Annotated in this window: 11 protein-coding genes; 9 read left to right on the top strand and 2 right to left on the bottom strand. The window is 62.2% G+C overall.

All coding sequences use genetic code 11. The annotated features are described in order from the left end of the window. Positions 1 to 15: 15 nt before the first annotated feature. Both F3J45_RS26550 and F3J45_RS26545 read right to left on the bottom strand, forming a co-directional pair. On the bottom strand, positions 16 to 297 hold the full coding sequence (locus F3J45_RS26550) for a TfoX/Sxy family protein (protein ID WP_167070096.1): 282 nt from the start codon (positions 295 to 297) through the stop codon (positions 16 to 18). A gap of 296 nt (positions 298 to 593) precedes the next feature. Next, entirely contained in the window at positions 594 to 2,156 is a 1,563-nt protein-coding gene (locus F3J45_RS26545; protein WP_167070094.1) for a bifunctional aminoglycoside phosphotransferase/ATP-binding protein, read from the bottom strand. Between the two features lie 117 nt (positions 2,157 to 2,273). Here F3J45_RS26545 and mrcB point away from each other — a divergent pair, with 117 nt between their 5' ends. From mrcB to msrQ, 9 genes are all read left to right on the top strand, one after another. Next, a complete protein-coding gene (gene mrcB, locus F3J45_RS26540) occupies positions 2,274 to 4,595 on the top strand; it encodes a penicillin-binding protein 1B (RefSeq protein WP_167070092.1) in 2,322 nt (773 codons plus the stop codon). Between the two features lie 28 nt (positions 4,596 to 4,623). Further along, the gene (locus F3J45_RS26535) at positions 4,624 to 5,397 is read left to right on the top strand and encodes a tetratricopeptide repeat protein (RefSeq protein ID WP_205300696.1); all 774 of its coding nucleotides are present in this window, start codon (positions 4,624 to 4,626) and stop codon (positions 5,395 to 5,397) included. After that, positions 5,397 to 5,729: a YqcC family protein gene (locus F3J45_RS26530; RefSeq protein WP_167070088.1), complete on the top strand. Its 333-nt coding sequence runs from the start codon at positions 5,397 to 5,399 to the stop codon at positions 5,727 to 5,729. Before F3J45_RS26535 ends, F3J45_RS26530 begins: the two co-directional genes overlap by 1 nt. A 408-nt stretch (positions 5,730 to 6,137) precedes the next feature. Beyond that, on the top strand, positions 6,138 to 7,862 hold the full coding sequence (locus tag F3J45_RS26525) for an acetolactate synthase 3 large subunit (protein WP_159408831.1): 1,725 nt from the start codon (positions 6,138 to 6,140) through the stop codon (positions 7,860 to 7,862). 1 nt (position 7,863) lies between these two features. Beyond that, positions 7,864 to 8,355: an acetolactate synthase small subunit gene (gene ilvN, locus F3J45_RS26520; protein WP_003250040.1), complete on the top strand. Its 492-nt coding sequence runs from the start codon at positions 7,864 to 7,866 to the stop codon at positions 8,353 to 8,355. A gap of 55 nt (positions 8,356 to 8,410) precedes the next feature. Next, positions 8,411 to 9,427 (top strand): ketol-acid reductoisomerase, encoded by a 1,017-nt coding sequence (ilvC, locus tag F3J45_RS26515; protein WP_167070086.1) that lies wholly within the window; start codon positions 8,411 to 8,413, stop codon positions 9,425 to 9,427. Positions 9,428 to 9,577: 150 nt separating this feature from the next. Next, positions 9,578 to 10,429, top strand: a complete 852-nt coding sequence (pssA, locus tag F3J45_RS26510) for a CDP-diacylglycerol--serine O-phosphatidyltransferase (protein WP_167070084.1) — start codon at positions 9,578 to 9,580, stop codon at positions 10,427 to 10,429. Positions 10,430 to 10,508: 79 nt separating this feature from the next. Further along, on the top strand, positions 10,509 to 11,522 hold the full coding sequence (msrP, locus tag F3J45_RS26505) for a protein-methionine-sulfoxide reductase catalytic subunit MsrP (RefSeq protein WP_167070082.1): 1,014 nt from the start codon (positions 10,509 to 10,511) through the stop codon (positions 11,520 to 11,522). Next, a complete protein-coding gene (gene msrQ / locus F3J45_RS26500) occupies positions 11,522 to 12,133 on the top strand; it encodes a protein-methionine-sulfoxide reductase heme-binding subunit MsrQ (RefSeq protein ID WP_167070080.1) in 612 nt (203 codons plus the stop codon). Before msrP ends, msrQ begins: the two co-directional genes overlap by 1 nt. The last annotated feature ends 626 nt before the right edge of the window (positions 12,134 to 12,759 follow it).

Below are 12,759 nucleotides of genomic sequence, written 5' to 3'. Positions count from 1 at the left end.
AATCCCCTGTGAGCATTAATTTCCATTTTTTTTCGCTGCGCAGGTTTTGGCATCGAGTTGCTGGTTGAGCGCTTCCTTGCGTTCGGCCGGCAAGTCGTTCCAGTGCATGTCCAACAGCGCGCCTTCAATCGCGTACAACAGCACTTTCGAGGCCCGGAAACCGCGGGTCTTCACTGCTTGATAAGCACCCACCGCACCTAACCGACGCAGGTCCGACGCACTGTGGATACCGGCCGCATGCAACCACTGCGCGGAGGTCTTGCCAAGGTTTTTCAGGTGCTGCAATTCATCGTTCATCGAGCCTCCTTGCGATGGCTGAACGGGTCGTGGGGATAAATCGCGAGCAGGGCAGAGAGGAGTGTAGCGGGGGATGGTAAATGCGCGGCCTTTTGCCATCGGCGGCGACGAGCTGCCGCCTATCCGGGCCTTTTGCCTACCCGGTAGGAGCGAGCGCAGCTCGCGATGGGCTGCAAGGCAGCCCCGGCGTGATGAACTGCGAAGCTGCAACGCTGGGGCCGCTGCGCGCCCCATCGCGAGCTACGCTCGCTCCTACCAGGGCGGCGTCGCCTGCTGGATCAGCAGGCGATGCAGGCTTACAAACCAGGCAACCGCTGGCGAATCTGCTCGATCACCTGGTCCATGCTGCCGCCGTCCTGGGTATCGACGCCGGTGCTCTGGGCCAGTTCATCGGCGCTCAACGGCTCGCGGCTGGCCTGCTGGGCCTTGACCACTTCCAGGGTGGCGTCCGACGGGTCCGCGTTCTCGGCCTGGCGCTGGGCCAGCCAGCTGGCGATCACCGCCTCCGGGGCGTGGCAGTCGAGGATCAGGAACGGCACGCCGGTCTCGCGGGCAACCGCCGCTGCGTCCTGGCGCTGTTGTGCCTTGAGGTAGGTGGCATCGAGCACCACCGGGAAGCCGGCGCGCAGGATGGTCGCGGCCAGGGCGTGCAGGCGCTGGTAGGTCGCGGTGCTGGCGTCCTGGGCATAAATGCCGCTGGCCAGCTGGTTGGCGTCCTGTGCCTGCTGCTCGCCGAACAGGCGCTTGCGCTCTACATCCGAACGCACCCGCACCGCACCCAGGGCCTCGACCAGGCGCATGGCCACGTGGCTTTTGCCCACCGCCGAAACACCGTGGGTGATGGCCAGCAGGCGCGACGGGATGGCGCTGTAGCTTTCGGCCAGGTTGGCGTAGTTGCGGTAGGTGCGCAGGGTGGTGGCACGCTGCACGCCGTCGGCGTCGGCCGGCAGGCTGAACAGGGCAACCTTGGCCCGGACCAGGGCGCGGTAGGCCTTGTAGAAATTCAGCAGCTCCAGGCCTGCGTAGTCGCCGGTCAATTCCAGGTACTGGCTGACGAAACGCCGGGCCAGGCACTTCAGGCCACGGTCTTCCAGGTCCATGGCCAGGAAGCCGACGTCGGCATACACGTCGGTCAGGCGGAACGGCTCGTTGAACTCGATGCAGTCGAAAATCACCACCTTGCCGTCGATCAGGGTGGCGTTGCCCAGGTGGATGTCACCGTGGCATTCGCGGATGAAACCGTCGGCCTTGCGCGCCTGGAGCAGGCCGTGCAGGCGCTCGAAGCTGCTGCGTGCCCAGGCCTGGAGGTTGTCCAGTTGCTGCAGGTCGGCCTTGTCGCTGAGGAACGGGCGGATCTGCTCGAAGTTCTGCTCAACCGGCGCCATCACGCTGTCCGGAGTGCCCAGCGGGTGCTCGACCGGCACTTTCGGTGCCTGCAGGTGGAATTCGGCAATTTGCCGGGCCATCTGGTCGATATGGCCGGCATTGAGCTCGCCATTGGCCTGCAAGGTGCTGAGCATCTGGCCCTGGGGGAACTGGCGCATCTTCAGCACGAACTCGATCGCTTCACCGTCACCGCCGATCTGCGGGGCCTCGGCGCTGCCGGTAATCGGCAACACGTCCAGGTACAGGCCTTCGGTCAGGCGTTGGTTGAGGCGCAACTCTTCGTGGCAGAAGTGCTGGCGCTGGTCGAGGCCGGTGAAGTCGAGGAAGCCGAAGTTCATCGGCTTCTTGATCTTGTAGGCATACTCGCCAGTGAGCAGGACCCAGGAGATGTGCGTCTCGATCAGTTGGAACCCGTCCACGGGGTGGGGGTACAAGGCAGGGTTCTGCAACGCGGTGATTAGGGCTTGGCTCACAGGAAATCCTTCCGGGCTCAGGGAATTCGAAAGCGCCATTATGGTCAATGGTGCCGTCCCTGCCTACCGCCAGGGGGCGCCTGCCCACCTTTTATAAAGTGCGTATAATCCGCCGCCATGACTCGAACCCGAAATTCCCGCACCCCTCAGAAACGCCCGACCGGCCGCTCGCGCGCCTGGCTGGGCTGGGCCTTGAAGCTCAGCCTGGTCGGCCTGGTGATCGTTGCCGGCTTCGCGGTTTACCTCGATGCCATCGTTCAGGAGAAGTTCTCCGGCAAGCGCTGGACCATCCCGGCCAAGGTGTATGCCCGGCCGCTGGAGCTGTTCAGTGGCCAGAAACTGAGCAAGAACGACTTCCTGACCGAGCTCGATGCCCTCGGCTACCGGCGTGAAAGCGCAGCCAACGGCCCGGGCGCGGCGGCGATCAACGGCAATACCGTCGACCTCAATACCCGTGGCTTCCAGTTCTACGAGGGCATGGAACCTGCGCAGTTCGTGCGCGTGCGATTCTCCGGCGACTACGTGGCGGACCTGGCTGGCGCCAATGGCAAGAAACTCGACGTTGTGCGCCTTGAACCGCTGATGATCGGCGGCATCTACCCGAAAAACCTCGAAGACCGCATTCTGATCAAGATCGACCAGGTGCCGCCTTACCTGCTCGAAACCCTGGTGGCCACCGAAGACCGGGACTTCTATCACCACTTCGGCGTGTCGCCCAAGTCCATCGCCCGGGCCATGTGGGTGAACACCTCGTCCGGCTCGATGCGCCAGGGCGGCAGTACCCTGACCCAGCAGTTGGTGAAGAACTTCTACCTCACCAGCGAACGCAGCCTTAGCCGCAAGCTCACCGAAGCGATGATGGCCATGCTGCTGGAAATGCACTACGACAAGCGGGAAATCCTCGAGGCCTACCTCAACGAGGTGTTCATCGGTCAGGACGGCCAGCGTGCGGTGCACGGCTTTGGCCTGGCCAGCCAGTTCTTCTTCAGCCAGCCGCTGTCGGAGCTCAAGCTGCACCAGATCGCCTTGCTGGTGGGCATGGTCAAGGGCCCGTCCTACTACAACCCGCGCCGTTACCCTGAACGTGCCCTGGCCCGCCGCAACCTGGTGCTGGACCTGGTGGCCGAGCAGGGCGTGGCTACCCAGGCCGAAGTCGATGCGGCGAAGAAGATGCCACTGGGCGTGACCAAGCGCGGCAGCCTGGCCGACAGCTCGTTCCCGGCCTTCCTCGACCTGGTCAAGCGCCAGCTGCGCCAGGACTACCGCGACGAAGACTTGACCGAAGAAGGCCTGCGCATCTTCACCAGCTTCGACCCGATCCTGCAGATGAAGGCCGAAACCTCCATGGCCGAAACCTTCAAGCGCCTGGCCGGGCGCAAGGGCGCCGACGAGGTGGAATCGGCGATGGTCGTGACCAACCCGGAAACCGGCGAGGTGCAGGCCTTGATCGGCAGCCGCCAGTCGGGCTTTGCCGGCTTCAACCGCGCCATCGACGCCGTGCGCCCGATCGGCTCGCTGGTCAAGCCTGCGGTTTACCTGACTGCACTGGAGCAGCCCAGCAAATACACGCTGACCACCTGGGTGCAGGATGAGCCATTCTCGGTCAAAGGGGCCGATGGCCAGGTGTGGCGCCCGCAAAACTACGACCGGCGCCCGCATGGCACCATCTACCTGTACCAGGGGCTGGCCAACTCGTTGAACCTGTCGACGGCCAAGCTGGGCCTGGAAGTGGGCGTGCCGAACGTGATCAAGACCATCGGCCGCCTGGGCGTCAACGTCGACTGGCCGGCCTTCCCGGCGATGTTGCTCGGCGCCGGCGGCATGTCGCCGATGCAAGTTGCGACCATGTACCAGACCATCGCCAACGGTGGCTTCAACACGCCGATGCGCGGTATCCGCAGCGTGCTCACCGCCGAGGGCGAGCCGCTCAAGCGCTACCCGTTCCAGATCCAGCAAACCTTCGACCCGGGGTCCATCTACCTGGTGCAGAACGCCATGCAGCGGGTGATGCGTGAAGGTACTGGCCGCTCGGTGTACAACGTGCTGCCAAGCTCGCTGACCCTGGCGGGCAAGACCGGCACCAGCAACGACTCGCGCGACAGCTGGTTCTCGGGCTTCAGCCAGGACCTGCTGGCGGTGGTGTGGATGGGCCGCGACGACAACGGCAAGACGCCGTTCACCGGTGCCACCGGCGCGCTGCAGGTATGGACCAGCTTCATGAAGAAAGCCGAGCCGCTGCCGTTGGACATGCCGCAGCCAGACAACGTCGTGCAGGCCTGGATCGACCCCTACAGCGGCAAAGGTTCCGACAGTAGCTGTCCGGGTGCCGTGCAGATGCCGTATATTCGCGGCAGCGAGCCGCCTGCCGGGGCAACCTGTGGCGGTGAGCAGAATCCGGCAGAGTCGGTCATGGACTGGGTCAAGGGCTGGATGAACTGAGCCCTGAGCAGCATTGATGAGGTGTGAATTGAATAAGTGGCTGTTTCCTGCCGTGACGGCGCTGGTAGTGCTCCAGGGGTGTTCCAGCGTCCAGCGCGGCAATATCCCGGTGGTGGATTCCAGCACCCGGGTGTCCAACAGTGAACGGATGCAGGCCAACCGTGCCCCTGTGGCGACGGGGCGTGGCACCGCGCAGGCGCAGTCGCTGCCTGAGGACTCCGGCGTCACCGTGATGATCCCGCAGGGCGCCGGTGCCTCCGGCATCCAGACCTTCCCGGCGAACAACGGGGCGGCGCCGATCAGCACCGGGCCGATTACCCCCGGCCCTGAAACATCGGCGCCGATGACCACCAATCCCAACCCGATTGCCGACGAACCGTTCGACATCGCCTCGATGAACAGCGCCCCGGCCGCCACCAGCGCACCCACCGGCATTCCCCGCAGCGGCGCATCCGGTGGCCTGTCGGCCGACGAACAGCTCGACGGCCCGGTGCTGGCGCTGCTGACCACGGCCCAGTCGCAACAGGGCAGCGGTGACTTCAATGGCGCCGCCTCCAGCCTGGAGCGCGCCCAGCGTATCGCCCCGCGCGAGCCGCAGGTGCTGTTCCGCCTGGCCCAGGTGCGCCTGTCCCAGGGCGATGCGCCCCAGGCCGAGCAACTGGCACGCCGCGCCCTGACCTACGCCAACGGCCGCCCTGACCTGCAGGCCGAGCTGTGGAACACCATCGCCCAGGCCCGCGAGAAGCAGGGCGACAGCGCCGGCGCCGCACTGGCCCGGCAGAAAGCACGGGTGAGCTCCTGATGGTCGAGCAGCGGATCCTCGACATCGCCGACCACCTGCTGCTCATCGAGCGTGAGCTGCAGGTGCAGGGCTGGTGGGACGACGAGGCCCCCAGCGACGAAGCGCTGGCCAGCACCGTGCCGTTCGCGGTGGATACCTTGAGCTTCGAGCAGTGGCTGCAGTGGATCTTCCTGCCACGCATGAAGATCATCATCGAGCTGGGCCAGCCGCTGCCCAATGCTTCGAGCATCCTGGTGATGGCCGAAACGGTGTTCACCAATCGGCCGGAGCAAAGTCGCGAGCTGCGCCGACTGTTGGCAGCTTTCGACCAATTGATCGCTCCTTCCGCCTGATTTCTTCAGTTTTTCCTTCAAGGCCCGCAGATTGTGGCCCTTTTTTGTGGAAATCTTCTTTTTTCTGCTGCCGACTAGGTTTTTAGTGGTGGCAGGAATTCATCTTGGGGGAAAATTGGCAATAATTTTTCTTGACTTGTTGCCGCCAAATCACAAGAATCCAGATTCCGCTGTAGAGGGACTGCCAGAAGCAGACCCGCTAAGCAGATCATGAGGCGCACACCCGCGCCGACCTGTTACACCCCGCAACGCGTTACCTCGCGCTGGGTGGGATAACCCCGCAACACTCTGGGGCGCTCCCAATACTTGCTCAGTCAGTGCTGACGTTCGCTCATGCTCTGCTTGGCAGTAAACCTATTAAGACCCGTCCATCGAGGGCGGTATTCTGGCGTTTTAGAGGTGAACAACGTGGAGCTTTTATCTGGCGCTGAGATGGTCGTCCGCTTCTTGCGTGACGAAGGCGTTAAGCACATCTACGGGTACCCTGGTGGTGCTCTCCTTCATGTTTACGACGCACTGTTCAAAGAACCGGAAGTGGAACACATCCTGGTTCGCCACGAGCAGGCGGCAACCCATATGGCGGACGGCTACGCCCGCGCCACCGGCAAGGCCGGTGTGGTGCTGGTAACCTCCGGCCCGGGCGCGACCAATGCCATTACCGGCATCGCCACCGCCTACATGGACTCCATCCCGATGGTCATCCTGTCCGGCCAGGTGCCTAGCACCATGGTGGGCACCGATGCCTTCCAGGAAACCGACATGATCGGTATCTCGCGGCCGATCGTGAAGCACAGCTTCATGATCAAGAACCCGACCGAGATCCCTGAAGTACTCAAGAAAGCCTTCTACCTGGCGCAATCCGGTCGCCCAGGCCCGGTCGTGGTCGACATTCCAAAAGATATGACCAATCCGGCCGAGAAGTTCGAGTACGTCTATCCGAAGAAGGTCAAGCTGCGCTCCTACAGCCCGGCGGTACGTGGCCACTCCGGCCAGATCCGCAAGGCGGCCGAGATGCTGCTGGCTGCCAAGCGCCCGATCGTCTACGCCGGCGGCGGCGTGATTCTCGGCGGTGGCTCCGAAGCCCTGACCGAAATCGCCAAGTCGCTGAACCTGCCGGTCACCAACACCCTCATGGGGCTGGGTGGCTTCCCGGGTACCGATCGCCAGTTCCTCGGCATGCTCGGCATGCACGGCAGCTTCACTGCCAACATGGCCATGCACAATGCCGACGTGATCTTCGCCGTCGGTGCGCGTTTCGACGACCGCGTGGTCAACGGCCCGGCCAAGTTCTGCCCGAACGCCAAGATCATCCACGTCGATATCGACCCGGCGTCGATCTCCAAGATGATCAAGGCCGACGTGCCGATCGTAGGCCCGGTCGACAGCGTGCTCAGCGAAATGCTCGGCATCCTCAAGGAAATCGGCGAGCAGCCTGACAAGGCGGCGCTGGATGCCTGGTGGAAGCAGATCGACGAGTGGCGTGGCGATGGCGAACTGTTCCCTTACGACAAGGGTGACGGCAATGTCATCAAGCCGCAGAAAGTCATCGAGACCCTGTGCGAAGTGACCCATGGCGATGCCTTCGTCACCTCCGACGTGGGCCAGCATCAGATGTTCGCTGCGCAGTACTACCGCTTCAACAAGCCGAACCGCTGGATCAACTCCGGTGGCCTGGGCACCATGGGCTTCGGCTTCCCGGCGGCGATGGGCGTGAAGCTCAACTTCCCCGACCAGGACGTGGCCTGCGTGACCGGCGAAGGCAGTATCCAGATGAACATCCAGGAGCTGTCCACCTGCATGCAGTACGGCTTGCCGGTGAAAATCGTCAACCTGAACAACGGTGTACTGGGCATGGTTCGCCAGTGGCAGGACATGGCCTACAACGGCCGTCACTCGCACTCCTACGTCGAGTCGCTGCCTGACTTCATCAAGCTGGCCGAGGCCTATGGCCATGTGGGCATCCGCATCACCAGCCTGAAGGACCTCAAGCCGAAGCTGGAAGAAGCGTTTGCGATGAAGGACCGCCTGGTGTTCATCGACATCGCGGTCGACCGCAGCGAGCACGTCTATCCGATGCAGATCAAGGATGGCTCGATGCGTGACATGTGGCTGAGCAAGACGGAGCGTACCTGATATGCGGCACATCATTTCCCTGCTGCTGGAAAACGAACCCGGTGCTCTGTCCCGTGTGGTCGGCCTGTTCTCCCAGCGCAACTACAACATTGAAAGCCTGACCGTGGCGCCGACCGAAGACCCGACCCTGTCGCGTCTGACGCTGACTACCGTTGGCCATGACGAAGTGATCGAGCAGATCACCAAGAACCTGAACAAGCTGGTCGAGGTGGTGAAACTCGTCGACCTGTCGGAAAGCGCTCACATCGAGCGTGAACTGATGCTGGTCAAGGTCAAGGCCACCGGTGCCCAGCGCGCCGAGATCAAGCGCACCACGGATATCTTCCGTGGCCAGATCGTCGACGTGACCGCCAGCGTGTACACCGTGCAGCTGAGCGGCACCAGCGACAAACTGGACAGCTTCATCCAGGCAATTGGCACCGCATCGATTCTCGAAACCGTGCGCAGCGGCGTTACCGGCATTGCCCGTGGCGACAAAGTGCTCAGCATCTAAATTCAAAAATTAGCGATGGCTCCGCAGGGGCCGAGATATAACCAGGGGTATTTTCATGAAAGTTTTCTACGATAAAGACTGCGACCTTTCCATCATCCAGGGTAAGAAAGTCGCCATCATCGGTTACGGTTCCCAAGGCCACGCCCAGGCGTGCAACCTGAAGGACTCCGGTGTAGACGTTACCGTCGGTCTGCGTAAAGGTTCGGCTACCGTTGCCAAGGCTGAAGCCCACGGCCTGAAAGTTGCCGACGTGGCCACCGCTGTCGCTGCGGCTGACCTGGTGATGATCCTGACCCCGGACGAGTTCCAGGGCGCTCTGTACAAGAACGAAATCGAGCCGAACATCAAGAAGGGCGCTACCCTGGCCTTCTCCCACGGCTTCTCGATCCACTACAACCAGGTTGTTCCGCGTGCCGACCTCGACGTGATCATGATCGCGCCGAAGGCCCCGGGCCACACCGTTCGCTCCGAGTTCGTCAAAGGCGGCGGTATCCCTGACCTGATCGCTATCTACCAGGACGCTTCGGGCAACGCCAAGAACGTCGCCCTGTCCTACGCCGCTGGCGTCGGTGGCGGCCGTACCGGCATCATCGAAACCACCTTCAAGGACGAGACTGAAACCGACCTGTTCGGTGAGCAAGCCGTTCTGTGCGGCGGTACCGTCGAGCTGGTCAAAGCCGGTTTCGAAACCCTGGTTGAAGCTGGTTACGCGCCAGAAATGGCCTACTTCGAGTGCCTGCACGAGCTGAAGCTGATCGTTGACCTCATGTACGAAGGCGGCATCGCCAACATGAACTACTCGATCTCCAACAACGCCGAGTACGGTGAGTACGTCACCGGCCCAGAAGTCATCAACGAAGAATCCCGCAAGGCCATGCGCAATGCTCTGAAGCGCATCCAGGACGGCGAGTACGCGAAGATGTTCATCTCCGAAGGCGCTACCAACTACCCATCGATGACCGCCAAGCGTCGTAACAACGCTTCGCACGGCATCGAGATCATCGGCGAGCAACTGCGCTCGATGATGCCTTGGATCTCGGCGAACAAGATCGTCGACAAATCCAAGAACTAAGTAACATCGCTTCATGAAAAACGCGGCTTCGGCCGCGTTTTTTCGTTCTGGCTGCCTGCTTCTGGTATAAAGCAGACCAGTGGCCCGCCGTTAGAACCTGTTTCGCGGGCCCGTGTCGAACATTTTCCACCCTGTTGCAAGGTACCCTCCATGAGCGAACGTCCCGAAGAGCCGAACAAGGCCTCCGACGCCGAAAGCCTGCTACCTGTCGATGAGCACGTTGAAGAAGGGCATGACGCCGAAGGCCGCAAGGTGCGCCACCGCGGCATCTACCTGCTGCCCAACCTGTTCACCACCGCCAACCTGTTTGCCGGCTTCTATTCCATCATCAGCTCGATGAGCGCACAGAGCGCCCTGAGTGCCGGTGACCCACGCGAGGCGAGCAAGTATTTCGCCTTTGCCGCCATCGCCATCTTCGTTGCCATGGTGCTCGATGGCCTGGATGGCCGTGTTGCACGCATGACCAATACCCAGAGTGCCTTCGGCGCCGAGTACGACTCGCTGTCGGACATGGTTGCCTTCGGTGTCGCCCCGGCCTTGCTGGCCTTTGGCTGGGCGCTGGGCGACATGGGCAAGGTCGGCTGGATGGTCGCCTTCATCTATGTAGCCGGTGCGGCGCTGCGCCTGGCCCGCTTCAACACCCAGGTCGGCACCGCCGACAAACGCTATTTCATCGGCCTGGCCAGCCCGGCCGCGGCCGGTGTGGTGGCGGGAACCGTGTGGGCATTCAGCGACTATGGCATCCAGGGCTCGAAGCTGTCGTTCCTGGTGGCCCTGCTGGTGGCGGCTGCCGGCATGCTGATGGTCAGCAACATCAAGTACAACAGCTTCAAGGAGCTGGACCTCAAGGGGCGCGTGCCGTTCGTGGCGATCCTGGCGGTGGTGCTGGTGTTTGCCGTGGTGTTCAGCGACCCGCCGCGCATCCTGCTGCTGATCTTCCTTGCCTATGCAGCGTCTGGCCCTATCCAGTTCCTGCTGAAGGCGCGCCGGCGCAAAGCGTGAAAATCGCTTAATGCTGGAATAACCTTCCGGCTCCACAGTCTTACGGGTACATCCGTTATCCCGTGCTGTGGAGCCGCCCATGCTCATCAAGCTTCCCCGCTCCTCCGACTGCAAGCCGGCAGAGATCACCCCCGAAGGCATCTACCTTTCCCGTCGCACCCTGCTGGGTGGTTCGCTGGCAGGCCTGGCCCTGGGCGCGTTGCCTGGTGTGGGCCATGCAGCCGATGCCAGCCGCTACGCCGATGCCGAGGCCGGCGCCGCTCCGGCCTGGTTCAAGGACAAGCTGGCGGCTACGCAGTGGCAGGCAGTCACGGTCAGGGACGAGGCAATTACCCCGTTCAAGGACGCTACCCACTACAACAACTTCTATGAGTTCGGGCCCGACAAGGGCGACCCGGCAGCCAATGGAGGCAGCCTGAAGACCGAACCCTGGAGCGTGGTGGTCGATGGCGAGGTGGGTAAGCCGGGGCGCTACGCGCTGGAAGACTTCGTCAAACCCTACCAGCTTGAGGAGCGCATCTACCGGTTGCGTTGTGTCGAGGCATGGTCGATGGTCATTCCCTGGCTGGGCTTTCCCTTGGCGCAGGTGCTCAAGCAGGTGGAGCCGACTTCCAAGGCGCGCTACGTGCGCTTCGAAACGTTGAAGGACCCTGAGCACATGCCCGGGCAGCGCTCGGGGTTCGCCTTGATCGACTGGCCGTATAGGGAAGGCTTGCGCCTGGATGAGGCCATGCATCCCTTGGCCATTCTGGCGGTTGGCATGTATGGCCGGGAGCTGGCCAACCAGAATGGCGCGCCGCTGCGGTTGGTGGTGCCGTGGAAGTATGGGTTCAAGAGCATCAAGTCGATCGTGCGCATCAGCCTGGTGGCCGAGCAACCGGGCACGACCTGGGAAGGGTTGGCGCCTACCGAGTACGGCTTCTATGCCAACGTCAACCCAACCGTCGACCACCCGCGCTGGAGCCAGGCACGTGAGCGGCGCTTGCCCAGCGGGCTGTTCAGTCCCAACGTGCGGGAGACGCAGATGTTCAATGGCTACGCCGATGAGGTGGCGTCGCTGTACACCGGGCTCGACCTGCGGAAGAACTATTGATGCGCTATCCCTGGTTTCGGCTGGCCATTTTCATGGTGGGCTGCCTGTTCCCCGCGTGGTGGTTGTATGAGGCGGCGATGAACCTGCTGGGGCCGGACCCTGGGAAGATCATCATGGACCGCCTTGGGCTTGGGGCGCTGACGTTCCTGCTGGTGACCTTGTGTATGACGCCGCTGCAGAAGCTGACGGGGTGGTCGGGTTGGATCGTAGTACGCCGGCAGCTGGGGTTGTGGGTATTTGCCTATATTGTGTTGCACATCATGGCGTACCTGTTCTTCATCCTTGGGCTGGACTGGGGGCAGTTGGCGGTGGAGCTGCGCAAGCGGCCCTACATTATTGTGGGGGCGTTGGGGTTTCTGGGGTTGCTGGTGTTGGCGGTGACGTCGAACCGGTATAGCCAGCGACGGTTGGGGGCGCGGTGGAGGAAGTTGCACAGGTTGGTGTATGGGGTGTTGGGGTTGGGGTTGTTGCATTTTTTGTGGATCGTTCGCTCGGATTTGAGGGAGTGGGCTATTTATGCGGGTATTGGGGTTGTATTGATGGTGCTGCGGGTGCCTGTGGTTTCGCGGGTGTTGTCCAGGGTTGGCAGGAGGCCGGGGAGGGTGGTTTGAGGAGGTTGTTGTAGACCGGGTTGGGTTTGAGAGGTGCCTGCCGTTATAGGTGTGGCGCCTGTGAGATCGAGCGCCGCCCGCGCGGCGCTTCGCGAGCTTTGCTCGCTCCTACGTTTGTTTCGGGCCAGTGTTCATGTGGCCACCGCGCGCGGCCCCTTGTTTGTACGTCGCGATATCCAGGCATGCGCCAAGGCGTTCGCGCGCCAATCCCCCAGGCCTCACTGGCCCGAAACAAACGTAGGAGCGAGCGCAGCTCGCGAAGCGCCGCGCGGGCGGCGCTCGATCTCCCAGGCGCTGAACGTGTCGCGGCGGACACCTGCCAGCCGTAACACGGTCTTCCCCCTCTATATTTCAAATTCTTGAAATTAAAGGTTGACGCCCCTCCGAATCCCCTTATAATGCGCCCCACTTCCAGCGACATCGGAACAACAAACTCCTTGAAATTCAACGAGTTAGCTTGTTAAGAAGTCACTGAAAGGGCTTCGATCGAAAGATCGCCAGCGGTTGAGGTGAGTGTTGACAGCGTGTCAAAACGCTGTATGATTCGCCTCCCGCTACGAGAGATCGCAGCGAGTCAAGTGTTTGAAGCTAAACGAGTTTCTCGCAAAAAACTTCAAAATAAACGC

This window comes from Pantoea sp. Ap-967 (genome assembly GCF_011752565.1).
GTDB lineage: Bacteria > Pseudomonadota > Gammaproteobacteria > Pseudomonadales > Pseudomonadaceae > Aquipseudomonas.
Note: the sequence above shows the minus strand (reverse complement) of the source record. Positions and strands in the feature narration are given on the sequence as shown.